Raw genomic sequence first — 21,601 nt, 5'->3', positions numbered from 1 at the left:
AAGAAAAGCCCGGCACCAGGCCGGGCTTCATGTCGTCAGAAGACGATCAGGGCTTGTTGCCGGTCGGGAAGGGCCAGGCTGCCGCCGGGCTCAACGCCGTCTTCGCCGCAGGGGCCGCAGGGGCACTGGGGGTCGGCGCCTTCTTCGCGGCCTTCTTCGCAGCAGCCTTCTTGGCCGGGGCAGCGGCCGCCTTCTTGGCCGGCGTGGACGACGAGGTCTTCTTCGCAGCCGCCTTCTTGGCCGGTGCGGAAGCCTTCTTCGCCGGCGCGGCGGCCTTCTTGGCAGCCGCCTTCTTCGCCGGAGCCGCCGCCTTCTTGGCCGGTGCCGCCGACTTCTTCGCCGCGGCCTTCTTCGCCGGAGCTGCCGCCTTCTTGGCCGGCGCCGCTGCCTTCTTGGCGGCAGCCTTCTTCGCCGGTGCAGCGGCCTTCTTCGCCGGCGCCGCCTTCTTGGCCGGTGCCGCCTTCTTCGCGGGCGCCGCCTTCTTGGCCGGTGCCGCGGCCTTCTTCGCCGGGGCCTTCTTGGCCGGTGCGGCCTTCTTCGCAGTTGCCATTTCAATCTCCTTGATCAAGTTGCAAACAGCACCCTGCCGCTCGAGTTACAGCAAGGTGGCCCACCGTCCGTGGTCTTCCGGCGTAGCGCCGGCTGCCTCGGTACGGTGAACGGGGTGGCGACCCGGGAGCCCGGCTTCTATGGCCTGGCTTCTCGTGCCGCGGATCTTGATCTCTTCACACCAGGGAGCTGTCTGCTGCTCGTCAAAGCGGCGTTCAGTCCCAGCTCAGTGCGCCACCGGATTGGTACTCGATGACGCGGGTTTCGAAAAAGTTGCGCTCCTTCTTCAGGTCGATCATCTCGCTCATCCACGGGAACGGGTTCTCCTCGTTCGGGAAGAGCGGGTCGAGGCCGATCTGCGTGGCCCGCCGGTTGGCGATGTAGCGCAGGTAGCCCTTGAACATGGACGCGTTCAGACCCAGCACGCCACGCGGCATGGTGTCTTCGGCATAGCGGTATTCGAGGTCGACGGCCTTCAGGAACAGCGCCGTGATCTCGGCCTTGAACTCCGCCGTCCAGAGGTGCGGGTTCTCGAGCTTGAGCTGGTTGATGAGGTCGATGCCGAAGTTGCAGTGCATCGACTCGTCGCGAAGGATGTACTGGTACTGCTCGGCCGCGCCCGTCATCTTGTTCTGCCGGCCCAGCGCAAGGATCTGCGTGAAGCCGACGTAGAAGAACAGGCCCTCCATCAGGCAGGCGAAGACGATCAGGCTCTTGAGCAGGGTCTGGTCGTCCTCGGGCGTGCCGGTGTGGAAGTTGGGGTCCATGATCGCGCCGATGAAGGGGATCAGGAACTCGTCCTTGTCGCGGATCGACTTCACCTCGTTGTAGGCGTTGAAGATCTCGCTCTCGTCGAGCCCGAGCGACTCGACGATGTACTGATAGGCGTGCGTGTGGATCGCTTCCTCGAACGCCTGGCGCAGCAGGAACTGGCGGCACTCGGGCGCCGTGATATGGCGATAGGTGCCCAGCACGATGTTGTTGGCGGCCAGCGAATCGGCCGTCACGAAGAAGCCGAGGTTGCGCTTGATGATGCGGCGCTCGTCGTCCGTCAGGCCGTTGGGGTCCTTCCAGGTCGCGATGTCGCGCGACATGTTCACCTCTTGCGGCATCCAGTGGTTGGCACAGGTGGCGAGGTACTTCTCCCAAGCCCACTTGTACTTGAACGGGACGAGCTGGTTGACATCCGTCTGGCCATTGATGATCCGCTTGTCGGCCACGTTGACGCGGCGCGTGTTGTGTTGAACAGCGGCGGCAATCGATGTGCCTGCGGGGACGGTGGCAGCCGCGACGGCGGGGGCTGCAGCGGGCATGGACTGCGCGGTTTGCAGGGCCGGTGAAGCCGTCGTCGCGCGAGTCGTTTGGGGCTTCGCGTCAACAGTGTGGGGGGCTCTTTCAGGAGCCTTGGCTTCGACCGGTTTGTCTTCTTCCCAGACCAGCATGTATGTACATCCTCAGGTGTTGAAATTATCCGAGTGTTGTGTTCAAACACCAAGCACTTATTGACATCAATGCGATGTCGATGTTGCCGCATTGCATCGACAACATCGCATCGCAGACGGCATCACTGGCAGGCTTCGCAGCCGGGGTCGTCGATGCTGCAGAACTTGATGTCGGTGGCCGGCTCGGCGGCCGCTTGTGCGGCACGGGCCTGGGCTGCAGCGGCATCGATGGCCGACATGCCGCCACCGCTCACATGCGCACCATGCGAGCTGTTGGCACCCGAGCTCACCGAGTTCATCGCACCGGCCTTGACCGTCGACTTCTCCGCATGCGTGGCACCCATGGTGCGCAGGTAGTAGGTGGTCTTGAGGCCGCGGATCCAAGCGAGCTTGTAGGTCTCGTCGAGCTTCTTGCCCGAGGCACCGGCCATGTAGATGTTGAGGCTCTGCGCCTGGTCGATCCACTTCTGGCGGCGGGCCGCGGCTTCCACCAGCCACTGCGTCTCCACCTCGAAGGCGGTGGCGTACAGCTGCTTCAGGTCTTCAGGCACGCGGTCGATGCGGCGCAGCGAACCATCGAAGTGCTTGAGGTCCATCACCATCACGTCGTCCCACAGGCCCAGCTTCTTCAGGTCCTGCACGAGGTACTCGTTGATGACGGTGAACTCGCCCGACAGGTTGGACTTGACCGACAGGTTGCCGAAGCAGGGCTCGATCGATGCATCCACGCCCACGATGTTGGAGATGGTGGCCGTGGGCGCGATGGCCACGCAGTTGCTGTTGCGCATGCCGTGCTCGGCGATGCGGGCACGCAGCGCGTCCCAGTCCAGCGTGGCGGCGGTGTCGGCTTCCACGTAGCCGCCACGCTCCTCGGCCAGCAGCTTCAGCGAATCGAGCGGCAGCACGCCACGGTCCCACAGCGAGCCGCGGTAGCTGGAGTAGCGGCCGCGCTCGGCGGCCAGGTCGGTCGAGGCCCAGTAGGCGTGGTAGCACACGGCTTCCATCGAACGGTCGGCGAACTCCACCGCGGCCTGGCTGGCGTAGGGCGTGCGCAGCTGGTACAGCGCGTCCTGGAAGCCCATGATGCCCAGGCCCACCGGACGATGCCGCAGGTTGGAGTCACGCGCCTTCTTGACGGCGTAGTAGTTGATGTCGATCACGTTGTCGAGCATGCGCATCGCGGTGGACACGGTGCGCTTCAACTTGTCGTGGTCGATCGCGCCGTCCTTCAGGTGCTGCGCCAGGTTCACCGAGCCGAGGTTGCACACGGCGATCTCGGAGTCGCTGGTGTTCAGCGTGATCTCGGTGCACAGGTTGGACGAGTGCACCACGCCCACGTGCTGCTGCGGCGAGCGCACGTTGCAGGCGTCCTTGAAGGTGATCCAGGGGTGGCCGGTCTCGAACAGCATCGAGAGCATCTTGCGCCACAGGTCCTTGGCGGGCATGCGGCGGAACAGCTTGATCTCGCCGCGGTCGGCCTTGGCCTCGTAGGCGACATAGGCCTCCTCGAACGCCTTGCCGATCTTGTCGTGCAGGTCGGGGCAGGTGGAGGGCGAGAACAGCGTCCACTCGCCGCCTTCCATCACGCGCTTCATGAACAGGTCGGGAATCCAGTTCGCCGTGTTCATGTCGTGGGTGCGGCGGCGGTCGTCGCCGGTGTTCTTGCGCAGCTCCAGGAATTCCTCGATGTCGAGGTGCCAGGTCTCCAGGTAGGCGCACACCGCGCCCTTGCGCTTGCCGCCCTGGTTCACCGCCACCGCGGTGTCGTTGACCACCTTCAGGAACGGCACCACGCCCTGGCTCTTGCCGTTGGTGCCCTTGATGTAGGAGCCCAGCGCACGCACGTTGGTCCAGTCGTTGCCCAGGCCGCCGGCGAACTTGCTCAGCAACGCGTTTTCCTTCAGCGCCTCGTAGATGCCGTCGAGGTCGTCGGCCACGGTCGTGAGGTAGCAACTCGACAGCTGCGAGCGGCGGGTGCCGGCATTGAACAGCGTGGGCGTGCTCGACATGAAGTCGAAGGTCGACAGCACGTTGTAGAACTCGATCGCACGCGCCTCGCGGTCGATCTCGCCCAGCGACAGGCCCATGGCCACGCGCATGAAGAAGGCCTGCGGCAGCTCGATGCGGGTCTCGTTGACATGCAGGAAGTAGCGGTCGTACAGCGTCTGCAGGCCGAGGTAGTCGAACTGCAGGTCGCGGTCGGCGTTCAGCGCCGCACCCAGGCGGGCCAGGTCGAACTGCATCAGCTTCTCGTCCAGCAGCTCGGCCTGCACGCCCTTCTTGATGAAGGTGGGGAAGTACTCGGCGTACTGCGTGGCCATGTCGGCATGCATCGCCTCGAAGCCCAGCACTTCCTTGCGGATGGTGTGCAGCAGCAGGCGGGCGGTGGCGCGGGTGTAGCCGGGGTCCTTCTCGATCAGCGTGCGGGCGGCCAGGATGGCGGCCTTGTGCACCTCTTCGATCGGCACGCCGTCGTACAGGTTGCGGCGCGTCTCGGCCAGGATGGGCTCGGGGCGGATGTCAGCGCCCAGGTTGGCGCAGGCCGATTCGATCAGCAGCTGCAGGCGGGCATCGTCCAGCGGCGTGCGCACGCCGTTCTCGGTCACGAAGAACTGGTGCGGCGAGGCGGCCTCGGCCGGCGCCACCTGGCGCGCACGCTCCTGCGAACGGCGCTCGCGGTACAGCACGTAGGCCCGCGCCACTTCATGGTGGCCGCCGCGCATCAGGCCCAGCTCGACCTGGTCCTGCACGTCCTCGATGTGGAAGGTGCCGCCACCCGGACGCGAGCGCAGCAGCGCGCGCACCACGTTCTCGGTCAGGCCGTCGACCGTCTCGCGCACGCTGGCCGAGGCTGCGCCCTGGGTGCCGTGCACGGCCAGGAAGGCCTTCATCAGCGCCACCGCGATCTTGTTGGGCTCGAAGGACACGACGGCGCCGTTGCGCCGCAGGATCTGGTAGCCCTGGTAGGCCGGCGCGGCGGCGCTGGCGGCGGTGGGGCGGGAGGTCGTCGGCAACACCGGGGACGACGCCGGAGTACTGGCTGTAGCGTGCATGGAGCGCTTCTCCTGACTGGGTGTTAGAAAGAATCGGTGCAGAAAAATCGGGCAAAAAGGCTGCCGGGCCAGGCGCTGGAAGAGCCTTGCCGGCGGACCGTTGTGCGGAGGAAATAGCTGCTGGAAAGAGGCTGCGCGAAGCGGCGACCGGGCGGCTTGACGGGCCGCGGATCAACCGTGCAGTGGCTCTAGGATAGCACTAGATCTAGTGTTTGCCAGCGCCGCGAACACTAGCCGTGGGGCTGTTGCATCTCGAGCGAAAGTGGGGGTGGCCAGTGGAGTTTCACCCCTTGACTGCGCACCGTTTCCTCGGCCAGGGTCCAGTCGAAGGCGGCGCCGGGGTCGTGCTTGCGGCCCGGGGCCACGTGCTCATGGCCGGCCACGTCCACCAGCGGATAGGCCGCGGCCAGCGCCGCCACCAGCGGCCCCAGCGCCGCGTACTGCGCGGGCTCGAACGCCGTGCCTTCCAGGCCTTCGAACTCGATGCCGATGGAGAAGTCGTTGCAGTTGGCCCGGCCGCGCCAGGCCGATTGGCCGGCATGCCACGCGCGCCGGTCGCAGGACACGAACTGCAGCACCTCGCCACCGCGCCGGATGACGAAATGCGCCGAAACCTGTGCCCCGCGGATCTGCTCGAAGTACGGATGCGCGGCCCAATCCAGGGTGTTGGTGAACAGGCGCTCGATCTCGTCGCCGCCATACACCCCCGGCGGCAGGCTGATGGAATGCAGCACCAGCAGCGTGACGGCCGCCCCATCCGGCCGCGGCCCGTGGTTGGGCGACGCCACGGGCCGGGCGGCGGGCCACCAGCCGGCGGCCAGCGGCTGCCGGTCGACAGGCAGGGGCTCAGGCATCGGCCGTGGCATCGCCGCTGCCATCGCCCACATGCACGCCCAGCCGCGCCATGCGGTAGCGCATCTGCCGCAGCGACAGGCCCAGGCTGGCGCCCGCGGCGGTGCGGTTGTAGCGGTGGCGCTCCAGCGCACGGGCCAGGATGTCGCGCTCTATGTCGTCCAGGTAGGCGGCCAGGTCGGTGGGCAGCGGCGCATCGGTGCGCAGGCCGCCGGCCGGCGCGGCCGGCGCGGCCGGCGGGCCGTCGAGCGAATGGTCGGCCGATTCGGTCTCGGCGAAGGCGGCATCGGGCAGGCCGAGGTCCAGCCGGCCGATGAGGTCGCTGCCCGACATGGCCACCGCACGCTGCAGCAGGTTCTCCAGCTCCCGCACGTTGCCGGGGAAGGCATAGCGCGCCAGGTGCTCGAAGGCATCGTCGCTGAGCTGCGGCGGTGGCGTCACGCCCGCATCGCGCGCGATGCGCTCCAGCACCGCGGCGCAGATGGGACGCAGGTCGTCCAGCCGCTCGCGCAGCGGCGGCACGCGGATCTGGATCACGTTCAGGCGATAGAACAGGTCCTGGCGGAAGCGGCCGCCCTGCACCTCGGCCGCCAGGTCCTTGTGGGTGGCGCTGACGATGCGCACGTTGACCTGTGCCTCGTTCACCGCACCCACCGGCCGCACCGCACGCTCCTGGATCACGCGCAGCAGCTTGCTCTGCATCGACAGCGGCAGGTCGCCGATCTCGTCGAGGAACAGCGTGCCGCCATGCGCGGCCTGGAAGAAGCCTTCGCGGTCCTCGGCGGCGCCGGTGAACGCGCCCTTGCGGTAGCCGAAGAACTCGGCCTCCAGCAGTTGCTCCGGGATGGCGCCGCAGTTCACCGCGATGAACGGGCCCTCGGCACGCGAGCTCACCTTGTGGATGGCCCGGGCCACCAGTTCCTTGCCGGTGCCCGACTCGCCCTGCACCAGCACCGGCGCCATGCTGCGCGACACCTTCTCGATCAGCGAGCGCACCTGCTGCATCGCGCCCGAGGTGCCCACCAGCCGTGCCAGCGCGGCCGACACCGGTGCCGGCTCGGCCGGCGGTATCGGCATGACCGCCCCACGCGCGGACATCGGCGCCGACGAAGGCGCGGGCGCGGGGGCTGGCCGCAACCGCGGCGGCGCACTGGCGGCCGGCGGCTCGAACGCGGCCGAGGGCAGGCTGGAAGGCACCACCGTGGGCAGCGGCTGGCCGCTGCGGCCCAGCGCCGAGGCCACCACGGCACGGAACTGCCGCAGGTCCACCGGCTTGGTCAGGTAGTCGTAGGCGCCGGCCTTCAGGGCCTCCACCGCGTTCTCGGCGGAACCATAGGCGGTGATCACGATGGCCTTCTCCGGCCGGCCCTGCTGCTCGATGTGGCGCAGCAGATCGAGCCCGCTGCCGTCGGGCAGCCGCATGTCGGTGATCACCGCGCTGTAGCGGCGGCCGGCCAGCAGGGCCAGCGCGTCGTCGACCGAACCGGCGGTCTCCACGTCGTAGCCCTCGCGGATGAGCGTGAGCTCGTACAGCGTGCGCAGGTCGGGCTCGTCATCGACGACGAGCAGGCTGAAAGGCGTAGCGGTCGTCATGGCAGCGGCGCGGTGGGGGTGACGGCAGCGAGCGGGATGGTCACCGAGAACTCGTTGCGCAAGGGCTGGTCGGCGGGCCGCAGCTGGTAGTCGATGCTGGCGCCGTACCGCTCGCACAGCTCGCGGCAAATATACAAGCCGAGGCCGGTGCCCCGGCTGCGGGTGGAGAAGAAGGGCTCGAAGAGATGGCGCTCCACGTCCGGCGGGATGGGCGGGCCGTCGCTGGCCACGTGCAGCCGCGCGTGGCCGGATGCTTCGCGGGCCAGCACCACGCGGATGGCGCCCGGCGCGGCGCTGGCATGGCGGTGCGCGTTGTCCAGCAGGTTGACCAGCACGCGGCGCAGGTGGTCGGGGTCGAAGCGCACGAACATCGGCTCCGGCGTGTCCAGCATCGGCGCGGCCAGCTGCACCTGCAGCCGGCTGCTGGGGCCGAACTCCAGCTGCTCTGCACGCGCCCATTCGGCGATCACCGAGGCCACCTCGCCGCCGAGGTCGATCAGCCGGGCGCTCGGTGCGGCGCCGGGGGCCACCTCCAGCACGTCGTCCACGATGCGCTTGAGCCGCTCCACGTTGTCGGACACGATGCGTGTGAGCCGCTGCTGGTCGGGCGCCTCGGCATCCTCCTCCATCAGCGCATTGGCCTGCGCGATGGCCGCCAGCGGATTGCGGATCTCGTGTGCGATGCCGGCCGACACCCGGCCCATCGCGGCCAGCTTCTCCTGCCGGGTGCGGGCCTGCACGCTGCGCAGGTCTTCCAGGAACAGCACGCACAGTTCCTCGCCGGCGCCGCGGCCGGGGACGGCCAGGCGGTCCTCGGCGCGGCGGCCGGTGAAGCGCGCGCGCAGGCGCAGCTGGCGCTGGCCGCCAGGGCCGAAGTCGAGGACGGCCTCGCGCTGCCCGTCGCCCCAGCCCCCGGCCTCGAAGGCGTCGGACACCGCTGCCGCCAGCGCCTGCCAGGCCGGCACCTGCAGCAGCTCGAACGGCGCAGCCGGTGCCAGGCCTTCGTCGGCCAGCAGCCGGCGCGCGGCCGGGTTGGCGGCACGCACCCGCATGCGGCGGTCGATCACCAGCACGCCATCGGCCATCTGCTCGATCACCAGCCGGTTGAGCTGCGCCTGCTGGCGCGCCAGCTCCAGGCTGCCGCGGGCGGCGGCTTCCTCGCGCGCCAGGCGGCTGGCCAGTTCGCCGGCCAGCAGCGCGATGACGAACAGGCCGATGCCGGCCAGGCCGGCCTGCATCATCAGCACCGCCAGGTCGCCGCCGGCCAGCGTGCCGCGCCAGGCACCGGCCAGCAGCACCAGGGCCGCGGCCGCAGCGGTGGCCAGCGAGGTGAGCCGCGGCGTGAGCACCGCGGCCATCAGCACCGGCAGCACCAGCAGGGCCACGTAGTTGAAGCCCGACGCCGGGTCCAGCAGGTGCAGGCTGGAGAACACCACCACGTCCACCACGATGGTGGCCGCCACCGCCGGCGTGGACAGCGACGGCCCGGCGCCCGCATCGCGGAAGCGCGGCAGCAGCCACAGCAGCAGCGCCTGCGCGGCATAGGCCAGCGCCAGGCTCAGGGCCGGCAGCAGCGCCCGCAGGCCCAGCACGCTGCCGGCGCCCTGCGCCAGCAGCAGCGCCAGCCCGATGACCGCACGCGCGCCCAGGAACAGGCGGTAGAAGCGCTGGAACGCAGGCTGCGCGGTGCCGGCGTCGGCACGGCGTCCCGGGCCGCTGCGCGCAGCGGGTTCGGGCGCCGCAGCAAAGCTGCCCAGCCAGGCCTGGGTGGGCTCGGCGCCGCGGTCGGTCACGCGGCGGCCGCTGCGCCTGCGCTCGGCGGCCTGCGGCTCGGCGTGGCCGGGCGCCGGCGTCACCCGGGCGGTCCCGCGTCGCGGTGCGCGGGGCTGCAGAACAGCTCGCCGCCGGGCCCGGGCAGGGCCTCGCTGCGCGGCAGGTGCAGGCCGCAGCGCTCGCAGGCCACGATGCCTTCGATGCGCGGCGCCGGCGGCGGCTTGGCAGGCGGCGGCGGTGGCGGCGCGGCGCGCTTGCGCGACATCACATAGAGCACCAGCGCCACGATGAGCAACAGCACCACGTACTTCATGACAGCCGGCCCAGCAGCACTTCCAGCACGAAGCGCGATCCGATGTAGGCCAGCAGCAGCAGCGCCGCGCCCACGTAGAGCCAGCGGGTGGCGTGTCGGCCGCGCCAGCCGCGCAGGTGGCGGCCGACCATCAGCACCGCCACCGTGCCCCAGCCCAGCAGCGAGAACACTGTCTTGTGGTCCCAGCGCCAGGGCGCCGGGCCCTGCAGCGTGCTGCCGATGCCCAGCAGCAGCGCGGCACTGAGCACCACGAAGCCGGCATCGACGAAGCGGAAGGTCAGCCGCTCCAGCCGCATCAACGGCAGGCCCAGCGGCGCCGGCAGCACGCCGCCCGGGGCCGGCGGCGGGCGGCCGGCACGCGGGCGCATCTGGCGCTCGGCCGCGTCCAGCAGCGTGGCATGCAGCACCGCCGCACCGAACAGGCCGTACGAGGCCACGCCCAGCAGCCAGTGCAGCGGCACCCAGGGCGAGCCCACATGCACCTGCACGTCGCCCGGGAACACCAGCGTCAGCAGCACCACCGCGCTGCCGGCCACCGCCAACAGGCGCCGCACGCCCGGCAGCGGCACGAAGCGGCTCTCCACCGCATGCATGGCCAGCACCAGCCACACCGTCACCGAGAGTGCGGGCGCGAAGCCGAAGCGGGTGCCGCGCTGAGCCTCGCCCAGGCCGCCGATGTCCACCACCAGCGCCAGGCCGTGCGCCACCCAGGCCGCGGCCAGGGCACCGGCAGGCCAGCGCGAGCGGGCTTCGATGGGCCAGGTGGCCGCCGCATAGCCCACGAGCGCCAGCAGCCCGAGCACCCATGCGACCAGGGTCGCCATGTCGGTGGAACCTGACAGGGAATTCATGATGGAAAGTGTACGTTCGCCCCACGGCACCGCCGGGCGGGGCGCTCCAGGCGCGCGTACACCGCCTGCTAGGATTTGCGCCCCCTTGCCGCGCCCGCGGCCCTGCCTCCTTCGACCCCGGAATTTCCATGGCCTCCACACTCGCCGATCGCCTGTCACAGCTCGTCAAGACGATGCGCGGCCAGGCCCGCATCACCGAAGACAACGTGAAGGACATGCTGCGCGAGGTGCGCATGGCCCTGCTGGAAGCCGACGTGGCGCTGCCCGTGGTGCGCGACTTCATCGAGCGGGTGAAGACCAAGGCGCTGGGGGCCGAGGTGGCCGGCTCGCTGAACCCGGGGCAGACGCTGGTGGGCATCGTCCACAAGGAGCTGGCCGCGACGATGGGCGAAGGCGTGTCCGACCTGGACCTGGCCACGCAGCCGCCCGCCATCATCCTGATGGCCGGCCTGCAGGGCGCCGGCAAGACCACCACCACCGCCAAGCTGGCCAAGCACCTGATCGAGAAGCGCAAGAAGAAGGTGCTGACCGTCTCCGCCGACGTGTACCGCCCTGCGGCCATCGAGCAGCTGAAGACGGTGACGCGCCAGGCCGGCGCCGAGTGGTTCGCCAGCACGCCCGACCAGAAGCCGCACGACATCGCGCTGGCCGCGCTGGACTACGCCCGCAAGCACTACTTCGACGTGCTGCTGGTGGACACCGCCGGCCGGCTGGCCATCGACGAGGCCTTGATGGCCGAGATCCGCGACCTGCATGCCACGCTCAAGCCCGTGGAGACGCTGTTCGTGGTGGACGCGATGCAGGGCCAGGACGCGATCAACACCGCCAAGGCCTTCAAGGAAGCGCTGCCGCTGACCGGCATCGTGCTGACCAAGCTGGACGGCGATTCGCGCGGCGGCGCGGCGCTGTCGGTGCGGCAGATCACCGGCGCGCCGATCAAGTTCGCCGGCGTGTCCGAGAAGATCGACGGGCTGGAGGTGTTCGACGCCGAACGCCATGCCGGCCGCGTGCTGGGCATGGGCGACATCGTCGCGCTGGTCGAGGAAGTGCAGAAGGGCGTGGACATCCAGGCCGCCCAGAAGCTGGCCACCAAGCTCAAGAGCGGCGACAACTTCGACCTCAACGACTTCCTGTCGCAGATCACCCAGATGAAGAAGATGGGCGGCCTGTCCAGCCTGATGGACAAGCTGCCCGCTCAGATGACCGCCAAGGCCGGCCAGCCCGACATGGACAAGGCCGAGCGCGAGGTGCGCCGCATGGAAGGCATCATCAACTCGATGACGCCGCTGGAGCGCCGCAAGCCCGAGCTGCTCAAGGCGAGCCGCAAGCGCCGCATCGCCGCCGGCTCGGGCGTGCACGTCCAGGAGGTCAACCGCCTGCTCAACCAGTTCGAGCAGATGCAGGGGATGATGAAGAAGATGAAGGGCGGCGGCCTCATGAAGATGATGAAGCGCATGGGCGGCATGAAGGGCATGGGCGGCCTGGGCGGCGGCGGCTTCGGGGGGCTGGGCGGCCCCCGGTGAAACGCTTGGTCACCTTTGCGCGGTTGCCCCTGGCGGGAGGGGGCGCTACGGTCCCGCCCTGTTGTAGTGGCTGCGCGAAGGCATGGACGACCCCTGGATCTGGCTGGCTGTTGGCATCGCGGGCACCCTTGCCGCTCTGGCGCCGCTGTGGCTGCGCGCGCGGCAGCGTTCCAAGGCGGCGCGCGCGCTGGACCAGCTCGACACCCTGAGCACCTGGCCGCCCGAGCCGATGCGGGTGCTGGACGTGCATGAGCGGCTGGCGCTGCAGGCGCTGAACCGTGCGCTGCCGCACCACCTGATCCTGGCGGCGGTGCCGCTGGCCGGTTTCCTCAACGTGCCGCGCCGCCACTCGTACACCGAATGGCTCAAGCGCGTGGGCCACCTCGCCGTGGACCTGATGGTGTGCGACAGCTCGTCGCAGGTGGTGGCCGTGGTGTTGCTGCGCAAGCCGAACGACACGGCCAAGCGGCTGCGCCGGGCCGAGCGCATCGTGCGGGTGCTGGAAGCGGCCCGCGTGCGGGTGCTGGTGTGGCCGGCGGCCGCCCTGCCCTCGCCGGACGAGATCCGCGAATCGCTGCGGCCGGCGCCGCGGGCCGCCCCGCTGCCGGGCAGCCCGGCCAGCGCCCCCCCGGAGAGCTCGGCGGGGCGGGACATCACGCTCAACACCCCCACCCGCCACGGCCCCGCGCATGGGCTGGGCCTGCCGGTGCCGCTGGTGGTGGAGCGCCATCCCAACACCACGCCCACCCCGGGCCGCGAGACGCCGCCGTCGACCTGGTTCGACGACCTGGACCCGGCGCAGGATGGCGGGCCGCTGCGGCCCGGTTCGGTCTAGTTCAGCAGCGCCTGCGCGAACTCGCGGGCATTGAAGGTCTCCAGGTCGGCGAGCTGCTCGCCCACGCCGATGAAGTACACCACCAGCGGCCGCAGCGCCGGCTGCTTGGCGCTGCGCTCGCGCGCCCACAGCGCGATGGCCGCCAGCACGCCGCCCTTGGCCGTGCCGTCGAGCTTGGTGATGATGAGGCCGCTGACCTGCAGCGCCTCGTCGAACGCCTTGACCTGGGCCAGCGCGTTCTGGCCTGTGTTGCCGTCCACCACCAGCAGCACCTCGTGCGGCGCATCGGGCTGGGCCTTGGCGATCACGCGGCGGATCTTCTTCAGCTCCTCCATCAGGTGCAGCTGCGTGGGCAGGCGGCCGGCGGTGTCGGCGATGACCACGTCGCATTCACGCGCACGGCCGGCCACCACGGCGTCGAAGGTGACGGCGGCCGGGTCGCCGCCTTCCTGGCTGACCACCTCCACCCGGTTGCGGCCGGCCCACACCGTGAGCTGCTCGCGCGCGGCGGCGCGGAAGGTGTCGGCCGCGGCCAGCAGCACCTTCTGGTCGGCATCGGCCAGGTGGCGGGTGAGCTTGCCGATGCTGGTCGTCTTGCCGGCGCCATTGACGCCCACCACCATCATCACCGTGGGCGTGGCCTCGCCGATGACGAGCGGACGCTCCAGCGGCTGCAGCAGCGCGGTGATGGCGTCGGCCAGCAGCGCCTTCACGGCCGAGGGCTCGGTGACCCCCGCTTCCTTCACCCGGCGCTTGAGATCGTCCAGCAGCCACTGCGTGGCCTTGACGCCTGCATCGGCCATCAGCAGCGCGCTTTCCAGTTCCTCGTACAGCGCATCGTCGATCTTGGTGCCCGAGAACACCATCGCGATGCTGGAGCCGGTCTTGCGCAGGCCCTGGCTGAGCTTGCTGACCCACTCGGTGCGCTCCATCGGCGCGTCGATGTTCGCCATCGCGCCGCGCAGGTCGGCATACACCGGCGGCGCACCGGCCGGTGCCGGAGCCGGGCCCGGCCGCGGCGGTGCCACGGGTGCGGCCGGCGGCGTGGCAGTGAAGGCGCTGGCGGCCGGCGCGGCAGGGACCTGCGGGACGACCGCAGGCCGCGGGGCGGGTGCAGGCACCGGTGCCGGCGGCGGCCGCAGCGTGCGGATGTCCACGCCCGGGGGTGCCCACACGGGCGGTGCGGCGGGCGCCGGAGCGGGCGGCGCGGGCCGCGGGGCCGGGGCAGCCACCGGTGATGCGGCCGGCGCGGGGAGCGGGGCCGGCGCCTGCACGGGCGCGGGGGCCGGAGGCAGCGTTCGCAGGTCGACCGCGGGCGGCCCGGGCGGCGGCGGCGGCGGCTTTTTCTTGAAGAAACTGAACATCCGCAGATTGTGGCGCGGGATGCTGGACACCCCAGAAATTTTGTCGCTATACTGCGCGGCTCTGAGGCGCTTTAGCTCAGCCGGTTAGAGCGACGGAATCATAATCCGCAGGTCCGGGGTTCGAATCCCTGAAGCGCCACCAAACTCGAGAAGCCCGCTACCGCAAGGTCAGCGGGCTTTTTCTTGACCTCGCCGCCTTCGGCCCGCAGGCGATAATCGCGGGCTCCACGCACGGCGCGCAATCCCGCCCGCCGGCACAGCCCCTGGATCCACACCATGACCCGCTGTGTTGCCGTCGGCCTGCTGGCCGCGGCCTTGGCACTGCCCGCCTTCGGCCAGGCGGTGCAGCGCAAGTTCCCCGCCAATGCGCTGCGTGGCGAGCTGCAGATCACGCAGCCGCCCGAGGTGCTGCTGAACGGCCGCGCTGCCACGCTGGCGCCGGGCGCCCGCATCCGCGGCGACAACAACATGATCCAGCTCTCGGGCAGCCTGATCGGCCCGAAGTACATCGTGAACTACACGCGCGACGGCCTGGGCATGGTCAAGGACGTGTGGATCCTCACCGCCGAAGAACGCGCGATGAAGCCGTGGCCGGTCAACGACCAGCAACTGGCCACCTGGTTCTTCAATCCCGACGCGCAAACCTGGACCAAGTCATGACGACCGACAACCCCTCGGACAGCACTGCCGCCAAGAAGAAAGTGTTCATCCGCACCTTCGGCTGCCAGATGAACGAGTACGACTCCGACAAGATGGCCGACGTGCTGCAGGCCGCGCAGGGCTACGAGCCCACGCAGGACGTGGAGCAGGCCGACCTGATCCTGTTCAACACCTGCTCCATCCGCGAGAAGGCGCAGGAGAAGGTGTTCAGCGACCTCGGCCGCGTGAAGCACCTGAAGAGCAAGGGCGTGCTGATCGGCGTGGGCGGCTGCGTGGCCAGCCAGGAAGGCGCGGCCATCATCGAGCGCGCGCCCTACGTCGACATGGTCTTCGGCCCGCAGACGCTGCACCGCCTGCCGCAGATGATCGAGGCCCGCACTCGCGAGCGCCGGCCACAGGTGGACATCAGCTTCCCCGAGATCGAGAAGTTCGACCACCTGCCGCCCGCGCGCACCGAAGGCGCCACCGCCTTCGTCTCGATCATGGAAGGCTGCTCCAAGTACTGCAGCTACTGCGTGGTGCCGTACACCCGCGGCGAGGAGGTGAGCCGCCCCTTCGACGACGTGCTGACCGAAGTGGCGGAGCTGGCCGCGCAGGGCGTGAAGGAAGTGACGCTGCTGGGCCAGAACGTCAATGCCTACCGCGGCCGCATGGGCGACACGGCGGAGATCGCGGACTTCGCGCTGCTGATCGAGTACGTGGCCGAGATGCCTGGCATCGAGCGCATCCGCTACACCACCAGCCACCCGAACGAGTTCACCCAGCGGCTGGTCGACGTCTATGCCCGCGTGCCGCAGCTGGTCAACCACCTGCATCTGCCGGTGCAGCACGGCAGCGACCGCATCCTGGGCGCGATGAAGCGCGGCTACACGGTGCTGGAGTACAAGAGCACGATCCGCAAGCTGCGCGCCATCCGGCCCGACATCAGCCTGTCGACCGACTTCATCGTAGGCTTTCCGGGCGAGACGGACGAGGACCACGCCAGGACCATGAAGCTGGTGGACGACATCGGCTACGACGCATCCTTCAGCTTCATCTTCAGCGCCCGCCCGGGCACGCCGGCCGCCGCGCTGCATGACGACACGGCGCATGCCGTCAAGCTGCAGCGGCTGCAGCAGCTGCAGGCCGCGCTGGAAGCCAACGTGCGCCGCATCAGCGACAGCCGCGTGGGCACGGTGCAGCGCATCCTGGTGGAAGGGCCGTCACGGCGCGACGCCAACGAACTGATGGGCCGCACCGAGTGCAACCGCATCGTCAACTTCGCCGGCCCGCAGCGGCTGGCCGGCCAGTTGATCGACGTACGCATCACCGAGGCCTATCCGCACTCGCTGCGCGCCGAGGTGGTCACCGCCGAAGCGACGGTGGCCTGAGCGGCCGCTTCAGCGGGCGCGGCCGAAGCCGGCCCACCACAGCGCGCTGGCGCAGGCCAGCACCATCGCGCCGTAGGTGAGCATGCGGCCGTCCTGCCCCAGCACCACCAGCCCCGCCAGCAGCACCGCGGCCCCGGCCACGAAGCTCCACAGCACCAACCGCAGGTAGCTGGCCTTGGCGAGCTCCTTGCGCCACAGCAGCTTGGCGGCGGCCGCCGCGATCAGGCCCACGCCCAGCGCTGGCGCAAAGAGGTTCAACACATGCCAGAAGGCGTCGAGGAAATCCATCGGCGAGGGCGTGAAGGCGCAAAGGTTGATGCAGCGCAAGCGCGATGCAGTGGGACGAGGGTGGCGATGCACCTTGCGGGACGCCGGGATAGCTGGTCAATTTTATAATTCCCCCTTATGAGCGTGTTTGCCCTCGGCCTGAACCACAACACCGCCCCGCTGGACCTGCGTGGCCGGTTTGCGTTCGCGCCCGAGCAGCTGCCGCCCGCGCTGCGTGGTTTCCGCGAGCGGGTGCAGCGCAGCGGGGCCGAGGCGGCGCTGCTGTCCACCTGCAATCGCACCGAGCTGTACGTGGCCGCCGAGCCCGCCGGCGTGCGCGAGCTGGTGCGCCCGGCGATCGACTGGCTGGCGTCGCAGGGTGGCGTCAGCGGGGCCGATCTGATGTCGCACACCTACGTCGAGGAAGACCGCGCCGCCGCGCGCCATGCGTTCCGCGTGGCTTCGGGGCTCGACTCCATGGTGCTCGGCGAGCCGCAGATCCTCGGCCAGATGAAGCAGGCTGTGCGCGAGGCGGATGCCGCCGGCACGCTGGGCACCACGCTGCACCAGCTGTTCCAGCGCTCATTCTCCGTGGCCAAGGAAGTGCGCAGCTCCACCGAGATCGGCTCGCACTCCATCAGCATGGCCGCCGCCTCGGTGCGGCTGGCGGCGCAGCTGTTCGAGGACCTGAAGGACATCCGCGTGCTCTTTGTCGGTGCGGGCGAGATGATCGAGCTGGTCGCCACGCACTTCGCTGCCCGCACCCCGCGCGCGATGGCGCTGGCTAACCGCACGCTGGAGCGTGGCGAGAAGCTGGCCTCGCGCTTCGGCGCCCAGGCCCTGCGCCTGGCCGACCTGCCGCAATGCCTGCACGAGTTTGATGCGGTGATCTCGTGCACCGCCAGCTCGCTGCCCATCATCGGCCTGGGCGCGGTGGAGCGGGCGGTCAAGCAGCGCAAGCACCGCCCGATGTTCATGGTCGACCTGGCCGTGCCGCGCGACATTGAGCCCGAGGTGGCGCGGCTGGACGACGTCTACCTTTACACCGTGGACGACCTGTCGGCTCTGGTGCAGACCGCCGGCGAAAAGCGCCAGGCCGCGGTGCAGCAGGCCGAGGTCATCATCGACGCCGGCGTGCAGAGCTTCGCCCACTGGCTGGACCAGCGCGCCAGCGTGCCGCTGATCCAGGCGCTCAACCGCCAGGCCGACGACTGGCGCGCCGCCGAGCTGGCCCGCGCCCGCAAGCTGCTGGCGCGGGGCGAGGACGTGGAGGCGGTGATGGACGCCCTGTCCCGCGGCCTGACGCAGAAGATGTTGCACGGCGCGCTGGCCGAGCTGAATGCGTCCGACACCGACCAGCGCGAGCAGACGGCGCAGACCATCTCGCGCCTGTTCCTGCGCCAGAGCGCCCGCACCCCCGGCGGCAGCGCGCGTTAGCGGCGCTCACCGCCCGCTTCGCCCTTCCGACGCGCCGTCCTGGCGCGCCCGCCGGCTCCCCGCCGGCCGCCCAGTTCCCCGCCCCCCGATGAAAGACACGCTCCGTCACTCGCTCGACCGTCTCGTGATGCGCCTGGCCGAGCTCGATGCCAACCTGGCCGACCCGCGCGTGGCGTCGGACATGAAGCGCTACCGCACGCTGTCGCGCGAGCAGGCCGAAGTCGCCGGCGTGGTGGCCCGCTTCCAGCAGTACCAGCAGCGCGAGCGCGACCTGGCCGCCGCGCAGGAGATGCTGGCCGATGCCGAGATGGCCGAGATGGCCCGCGAAGAGATCACCGGCGCGCAGGCCGACCTCGAACGCCTGCTGACCGAGCTGCAGACCGCCCTGCTGCCGCGCGACCCCGACGACGCGCGCAACGCCTTCCTGGAGATCCGCGCCGGCACCGGCGGCGACGAGTCGGCGCTGTTCGCCGGCGACCTGGCGCGCATGTACCTGCGCTGGTGCGAGCGCCAGGGCCTGCGCACCGAGCTGATGAGCGAGAGTGAATCCGAGCTGGGCGGCTACAAGGAAGTGGTCATCCGCGTGGAAGGCGAGCGGGTGTACGAGCGGCTGAAGTTCGAATCCGGCGGCCACCGCGTGCAGCGCGTGCCCGTGACCGAAAGCCAGGGCCGCATCCACACCAGCGCCTGCACCGTGGCCGTGATGCCCGAGCCCGACGAAGCCGAGGAAGTGCAGCTCAACCCGGCCGACCTGCGCATCGACACCTTCCGCGCCAGCGGCGCGGGCGGCCAGCACATCAACAAGACCGACAGCGCCATCCGCATCACCCACCTGCCCACCGGGATCGTGGCGGAATGCCAGGACGACCGCTCGCAGCACCGCAACAAGGCCAAGGCGATGGCGGTGCTGGTGGCGCGCCTGCGCGACAAGGAACAGGGCGAACGCGCCGCCAAGGAAGCCGCCACGCGCAAGAGCCTGGTGGGCACCGGCGACCGCTCCGACCGCATCCGCACCTACAACTTCCCGCAGGGTCGCATCACCGACCACCGCATCAACCTCACGCTGTACAAGCTGGGTGCCGTGATGGACGGCGACCTGGACGACGTGATCGCCGCGCTGCAGGCCGCGCAGGCCGCCGAGCAGCTGGCCGCGCTGGAAAGCGGCCAGGCCGCGCATGGCTGACGACACCGGCCGCACGGTGGCCCAGGCCCTGGCCGACGCCCGCGCCGACGGCATCGACCGGCTGGACGCCCAGCTGCTGCTGGCGCATCGCCTGGGTCAGCCGCGCACCTGGCTGCTGTCGCACGACACCGATGCGCTGCCGGCCGCCATCGACGCCGCCTTCGCCGCCGACTGTCGGGCCCGGGTCGACGCGGTGCCGCTGGCCTACCTCACCGGCCAGCATGAGTTCCATGGCCTGCTGCTGGAAGTAACGCCCGACGTGCTGGACCCGCGGCCCGACACCGAGACCCTGGTGGACTGGGCGCTGGCGGTGCTGGCCGGCCGCCCGGCCGATGCCCCGCCGCCCCGGGTGATCGACCTGGGCACCGGCTCCGGCGCCATCGCGCTGGCGCTGCGGCACGGCTGGCCGGCGGCCGAGGTGTGGGCGCTGGACGCCAGCCCGGCGGCCCTGGCCGTGGCGCAACGCAATGCCCGCCGCCTGGGCCTGCCGGTCCGCTTCGCGGCGTCCGACTGGTGGGCGCACTGCCCTCCCGGCCGCTTCCACCTGGTGGTGAGCAACCCGCCCTACATCGCGGGCGACGATCCGCACCTGCCCGCGCTGCGGCACGAGCCGCGCATCGCCCTGACACCGGAGGGCGACGGCCTGGCCGCGCTGCGACAGATCGTGGCCGGTGCGCCGCCGCGGCTGCATGCGGGTGGCTGGCTGCTGCTGGAGCACGGCCATGACCAGGCCGGCGACGTGGCCGCCTTGCTGCAGGCGTCTGGTTTTGACCACATCCAGCACCGACCCGACCTGGCCGGCCACCTGCGCTGCACCGGCGGCCGCTGGCCCAGCTGACGAACAGGCCAGGCTCCGCCGGCTGATCGCCGTGCACGCAAGGCGCTGGGGCAGTAGCATCAACTCACTTTCAGGGCAGGAAGGGAGCACACGATGACCCGGACCATCCCCCTCCAGCACGGCTTGGCGCTGTGCCTGGCACTGGCCACGACGGCCGCCGCAGCCGACCAGGGCCTGCGGGTGAGCGACGCGGAGGACACCTGGCCGCGCTGGCATGCCCGCATCGGCATCAACGCGCCCTCCACCCGCACCGATCTGTCCCTGGCCGCCGCGCTGCCGCGCACCCACGGCGCCCAGGTGCTGGGCGACTACTACTTCGCCGGCACCGGCTTCGAGGCCCACCGCATCACCGGCGGATTCCGCGCCACCAGCGGCCTGCTGCTGGGCAGCCGCAGCGCCGCGCTCAGCACCACGGCGATGCCTTCGGCCGGCGGGCTGTCCTTCACCCGCTCGACGCTGGACGCCTCGGGCGAAGCGGCGAGCACCGTTCCGTACCTGGGCGTGGGCTACACCGGGCTGTCGGTGCGGGGCGGCTGGGGCTTCACCGCCGACGTCGGCCTGATGGCACTCGGCGGCGGCCTGCGGGTGGGTCGCTCCCTCGGTCCGAGCCCCGACGACCTGGCGCGCGACCTGCGCCTGATGCCGGTGCTGCAACTCGGCGTGTCGTACTCGTTCTAAGCAGGTGCGGCACGGGCTTGCCCGCGCCGCCCGGCAGCACGCCGGCCGATGCCGTATAACCCCGGCTTCGTCAATCCAAACTGCCTCCTGCGGAACCACACCATGAGCGACGTCCAACAACGCATCGACAGCCTCGTCAAGGGCAACCGCGTCGTGCTCTTCATGAAAGGCACGTCCCAGTTCCCGATGTGCGGCTTCTCGGGCCGCGCCATCCAGATCCTCAAGGCCTGCGGTGTCACCGACCTGACCACCGTCAACGTGCTGGAAGACGAGCAGGTGCGCCAGGGCATCAAGGAATACGCCAACTGGCCCACCATCCCGCAGCTCTACGTCAACGGTGAATTCGTCGGGGGCTCGGACATCATGATGGAGATGTACCAGAGCGGCGAGCTGCAGCAGACGCTGACGGCCTCGGCCTGATGTCCACCCCGGCCACCCCAGGCCGCCTGCCGCGGCTGGTGGTCGGCATCACCGGCGCCAGCGGCGCCGTCTATGGCGTGCGACTGCTGCAGCGCGCCCGCGCCCTCGGCATCGAGACGCACCTGGTCGCCACACCGGCCGGCGTGCTGAATGTGCACCACGAGCTCGGCCTCGGCCGCCAGGCGCTGGAAGCGCTGGCTTCCCATGCCCATGCGCCCGGCGACATCGGCGCCTGCATTGCCAGCGGCAGCTTCGACACCGCGGCCATGGCCGTGGCGCCCTGCTCCATGAAGACACTGGCCGCCATCGCCCACGGCTTCGGCGACAACCTGCTCACGCGCGCGGCCGACGTCACGCTGAAGGAGCGCCGCCGCCTGCTGCTGATGGTGCGCGAGACGCCTTTCAACCTGGCGCACCTGCGCAACATGACGGCCGCCACCGAGATGGGCGCCATCATCTACCCGCCGCTGCCGGCCTTCTACCACCGGCCCGAGACCATCGACGCGCTGGTGGACGACACGGTGGAACGGGCCCTGGCCCTGCTGGGACTGGATGCGGCACGCCCGCGGGAGTGGACCGGGCTCTAGGCCCAGCCGGCCC

At 70.3% G+C, this 21,601-nt stretch carries 20 protein-coding genes and 1 tRNA gene; 12 read left to right on the top strand and 9 right to left on the bottom strand.

Annotation, left to right across the window (positions count from 1 at the left end; genetic code table 11):
- The first annotated feature begins 29 nt into the window (after positions 1–29).
- Entirely contained in the window at positions 30–659 is a 630-nt protein-coding gene (locus VO99_RS30725) for a hypothetical protein (protein ID WP_198156837.1), read from the top strand.
- Positions 660–764: 105 nt separating this feature from the next.
- Here VO99_RS30725 and VO99_RS02450 read toward each other — a convergent pair whose 3' ends face one another.
- The 7 genes from VO99_RS02450 to VO99_RS02420 all read right to left on the bottom strand — a co-directional run bounded on the left by VO99_RS02450 (position 765) and on the right by VO99_RS02420 (position 10,426).
- The gene (locus VO99_RS02450; RefSeq protein WP_232315239.1) at positions 765–1,991 is read right to left on the bottom strand and encodes a ribonucleotide-diphosphate reductase subunit beta; all 1,227 of its coding nucleotides are present in this window, start codon (positions 1,989–1,991) and stop codon (positions 765–767) included.
- Positions 1,992–2,113: 122 nt separating this feature from the next.
- Positions 2,114–5,044 (bottom strand): ribonucleoside-diphosphate reductase subunit alpha, encoded by a 2,931-nt coding sequence (locus VO99_RS02445; protein WP_083440288.1) that lies wholly within the window; start codon positions 5,042–5,044, stop codon positions 2,114–2,116.
- Positions 5,045–5,274: 230 nt separating this feature from the next.
- On the bottom strand, positions 5,275–5,898 hold the full coding sequence (gene ampD, locus VO99_RS02440) for a 1,6-anhydro-N-acetylmuramyl-L-alanine amidase AmpD (RefSeq protein ID WP_046111165.1): 624 nt from the start codon (positions 5,896–5,898) through the stop codon (positions 5,275–5,277).
- A complete protein-coding gene (locus VO99_RS02435; RefSeq protein WP_046111164.1) occupies positions 5,891–7,489 on the bottom strand; it encodes a sigma-54-dependent transcriptional regulator in 1,599 nt (532 codons plus the stop codon). Before VO99_RS02435 ends, ampD begins: the two co-directional genes overlap by 8 nt.
- Complete coding sequence (locus tag VO99_RS02430) at positions 7,486–9,345, bottom strand: sensor histidine kinase (RefSeq protein ID WP_046111163.1); 1,860 nt, start codon at positions 9,343–9,345, stop codon at positions 7,486–7,488. The genes VO99_RS02435 and VO99_RS02430 overlap by 4 nt, the downstream gene beginning before the upstream one ends.
- Positions 9,342–9,575 (bottom strand): PP0621 family protein, encoded by a 234-nt coding sequence (locus VO99_RS02425; RefSeq protein ID WP_046111162.1) that lies wholly within the window; start codon positions 9,573–9,575, stop codon positions 9,342–9,344. The genes VO99_RS02430 and VO99_RS02425 overlap by 4 nt, the downstream gene beginning before the upstream one ends.
- Positions 9,572–10,426 carry a cytochrome C assembly family protein gene (locus VO99_RS02420; RefSeq protein WP_046111161.1) on the bottom strand — a complete coding sequence of 285 codons (855 nt, stop codon included), beginning with the start codon at positions 10,424–10,426 and terminating at the stop codon, positions 9,572–9,574. The genes VO99_RS02425 and VO99_RS02420 overlap by 4 nt, the downstream gene beginning before the upstream one ends.
- A 128-nt stretch (positions 10,427–10,554) precedes the next feature.
- On the opposite strand from VO99_RS02420, the gene ffh reads away from it, so the two are divergent.
- Together ffh and VO99_RS02410 are read left to right on the top strand one after the other, a co-directional pair.
- A complete protein-coding gene (gene ffh, locus VO99_RS02415) occupies positions 10,555–11,949 on the top strand; it encodes a signal recognition particle protein (protein ID WP_046111160.1) in 1,395 nt (464 codons plus the stop codon).
- Positions 11,950–12,031: 82 nt separating this feature from the next.
- Complete coding sequence (locus tag VO99_RS02410; RefSeq protein WP_046111159.1) at positions 12,032–12,784, top strand: DUF2726 domain-containing protein; 753 nt, start codon at positions 12,032–12,034, stop codon at positions 12,782–12,784.
- Here VO99_RS02410 and ftsY read toward each other — a convergent pair.
- Positions 12,781–14,148 carry a signal recognition particle-docking protein FtsY gene (ftsY, locus tag VO99_RS02405; RefSeq protein WP_046111158.1) on the bottom strand — a complete coding sequence of 456 codons (1,368 nt, stop codon included), beginning with the start codon at positions 14,146–14,148 and terminating at the stop codon, positions 12,781–12,783. The two genes, VO99_RS02410 and ftsY, sit on opposite strands and share 4 nt — an antisense overlap.
- Before the next feature lie 65 nt (positions 14,149–14,213).
- Here ftsY and VO99_RS02400 point away from each other — a divergent pair.
- The 3 genes from VO99_RS02400 to miaB all read left to right on the top strand — a co-directional run bounded on the left by VO99_RS02400 (position 14,214) and on the right by miaB (position 16,178).
- Positions 14,214–14,290, top strand: a tRNA-Met gene (locus tag VO99_RS02400).
- Between the two features lie 134 nt (positions 14,291–14,424).
- Positions 14,425–14,808, top strand: a complete 384-nt coding sequence (locus VO99_RS02395) for a hypothetical protein (protein ID WP_046111157.1) — start codon at positions 14,425–14,427, stop codon at positions 14,806–14,808.
- The gene (gene miaB, locus VO99_RS02390; protein ID WP_046111156.1) at positions 14,805–16,178 is read left to right on the top strand and encodes a tRNA (N6-isopentenyl adenosine(37)-C2)-methylthiotransferase MiaB; all 1,374 of its coding nucleotides are present in this window, start codon (positions 14,805–14,807) and stop codon (positions 16,176–16,178) included. Before VO99_RS02395 ends, miaB begins: the two co-directional genes overlap by 4 nt.
- Positions 16,179–16,187: 9 nt before the next feature.
- Here miaB and VO99_RS02385 read toward each other — a convergent pair whose 3' ends face one another.
- Positions 16,188–16,466 carry a hypothetical protein gene (locus VO99_RS02385; RefSeq protein WP_046111155.1) on the bottom strand — a complete coding sequence of 93 codons (279 nt, stop codon included), beginning with the start codon at positions 16,464–16,466 and terminating at the stop codon, positions 16,188–16,190.
- A gap of 117 nt (positions 16,467–16,583) precedes the next feature.
- On the opposite strand from VO99_RS02385, the gene hemA reads away from it, so the two are divergent.
- The 6 genes from hemA (at position 16,584) to VO99_RS02355 (ending at position 21,588) form a co-directional block, all read left to right on the top strand.
- The gene (gene hemA / locus VO99_RS02380) at positions 16,584–17,882 is read left to right on the top strand and encodes a glutamyl-tRNA reductase (RefSeq protein WP_046111154.1); all 1,299 of its coding nucleotides are present in this window, start codon (positions 16,584–16,586) and stop codon (positions 17,880–17,882) included.
- A gap of 88 nt (positions 17,883–17,970) precedes the next feature.
- The gene (gene prfA / locus VO99_RS02375; protein WP_046111153.1) at positions 17,971–19,065 is read left to right on the top strand and encodes a peptide chain release factor 1; all 1,095 of its coding nucleotides are present in this window, start codon (positions 17,971–17,973) and stop codon (positions 19,063–19,065) included.
- Positions 19,058–19,903: a peptide chain release factor N(5)-glutamine methyltransferase gene (prmC, locus tag VO99_RS02370; protein WP_046111152.1), complete on the top strand. Its 846-nt coding sequence runs from the start codon at positions 19,058–19,060 to the stop codon at positions 19,901–19,903. The genes prfA and prmC overlap by 8 nt, the downstream gene beginning before the upstream one ends.
- Before the next feature lie 93 nt (positions 19,904–19,996).
- Complete coding sequence (locus VO99_RS02365) at positions 19,997–20,581, top strand: hypothetical protein (RefSeq protein WP_046111151.1); 585 nt, start codon at positions 19,997–19,999, stop codon at positions 20,579–20,581.
- A 102-nt stretch (positions 20,582–20,683) separates the two neighbouring features.
- Complete coding sequence (grxD, locus tag VO99_RS02360; RefSeq protein WP_046111150.1) at positions 20,684–21,001, top strand: Grx4 family monothiol glutaredoxin; 318 nt, start codon at positions 20,684–20,686, stop codon at positions 20,999–21,001.
- A complete protein-coding gene (locus VO99_RS02355; RefSeq protein WP_046111149.1) occupies positions 21,001–21,588 on the top strand; it encodes a UbiX family flavin prenyltransferase in 588 nt (195 codons plus the stop codon). The genes grxD and VO99_RS02355 overlap by 1 nt, the downstream gene beginning before the upstream one ends.
- Positions 21,589–21,601: the final 13 nt, after the last annotated feature.

It is taken from the genome of Aquincola tertiaricarbonis, from assembly GCF_000969605.1.
GTDB classification, from domain to species: Bacteria; Pseudomonadota; Gammaproteobacteria; order Burkholderiales; family Burkholderiaceae_C; genus Aquincola; species Aquincola tertiaricarbonis.
This window is presented reverse-complemented; position numbering and strand designations above follow the sequence as displayed.

Excerpts from the sequence above, each read along its gene's own strand:
- hemA (WP_046111154.1), top strand. The coding sequence starts at position 16,584 with ATGAGCGTGTTTGCCCTCGGCCTGAACCACAACACCGCCCCGCTGGAC.
- miaB (WP_046111156.1), top strand. The coding sequence starts at position 14,805 with ATGACGACCGACAACCCCTCGGACAGCACTGCCGCCAAGAAGAAAGTG.
- VO99_RS02420 (WP_046111161.1), bottom strand. The coding sequence starts at position 10,426 with ATGAATTCCCTGTCAGGTTCCACCGACATGGCGACCCTGGTCGCATGG.
- VO99_RS02425 (WP_046111162.1), bottom strand. The coding sequence starts at position 9,575 with ATGAAGTACGTGGTGCTGTTGCTCATCGTGGCGCTGGTGCTCTATGTG.
- VO99_RS02385 (WP_046111155.1), bottom strand. The coding sequence starts at position 16,466 with ATGGATTTCCTCGACGCCTTCTGGCATGTGTTGAACCTCTTTGCGCCA.
- VO99_RS02365 (WP_046111151.1), top strand. The coding sequence starts at position 19,997 with ATGACCCGGACCATCCCCCTCCAGCACGGCTTGGCGCTGTGCCTGGCA.
- prmC (WP_046111152.1), top strand. The coding sequence starts at position 19,058 with ATGGCTGACGACACCGGCCGCACGGTGGCCCAGGCCCTGGCCGACGCC.
- prfA (WP_046111153.1), top strand. The coding sequence starts at position 17,971 with ATGAAAGACACGCTCCGTCACTCGCTCGACCGTCTCGTGATGCGCCTG.
- VO99_RS02355 (WP_046111149.1), top strand. The coding sequence starts at position 21,001 with ATGTCCACCCCGGCCACCCCAGGCCGCCTGCCGCGGCTGGTGGTCGGC.
- grxD (WP_046111150.1), top strand. The coding sequence starts at position 20,684 with ATGAGCGACGTCCAACAACGCATCGACAGCCTCGTCAAGGGCAACCGC.
- ftsY (WP_046111158.1), bottom strand. The coding sequence starts at position 14,148 with ATGTTCAGTTTCTTCAAGAAAAAGCCGCCGCCGCCGCCGCCCGGGCCG.
- VO99_RS02435 (WP_046111164.1), bottom strand. The coding sequence starts at position 7,489 with ATGACGACCGCTACGCCTTTCAGCCTGCTCGTCGTCGATGACGAGCCC.
- VO99_RS02395 (WP_046111157.1), top strand. The coding sequence starts at position 14,425 with ATGACCCGCTGTGTTGCCGTCGGCCTGCTGGCCGCGGCCTTGGCACTG.
- VO99_RS02450 (WP_232315239.1), bottom strand. The coding sequence starts at position 1,991 with ATGCTGGTCTGGGAAGAAGACAAACCGGTCGAAGCCAAGGCTCCTGAA.
- ampD (WP_046111165.1), bottom strand. The coding sequence starts at position 5,898 with ATGCCTGAGCCCCTGCCTGTCGACCGGCAGCCGCTGGCCGCCGGCTGG.
- VO99_RS02410 (WP_046111159.1), top strand. The coding sequence starts at position 12,032 with ATGGACGACCCCTGGATCTGGCTGGCTGTTGGCATCGCGGGCACCCTT.
- VO99_RS02445 (WP_083440288.1), bottom strand. The coding sequence starts at position 5,044 with ATGCACGCTACAGCCAGTACTCCGGCGTCGTCCCCGGTGTTGCCGACG.
- ffh (WP_046111160.1), top strand. The coding sequence starts at position 10,555 with ATGGCCTCCACACTCGCCGATCGCCTGTCACAGCTCGTCAAGACGATG.
- VO99_RS30725 (WP_198156837.1), top strand. The coding sequence starts at position 30 with ATGTCGTCAGAAGACGATCAGGGCTTGTTGCCGGTCGGGAAGGGCCAG.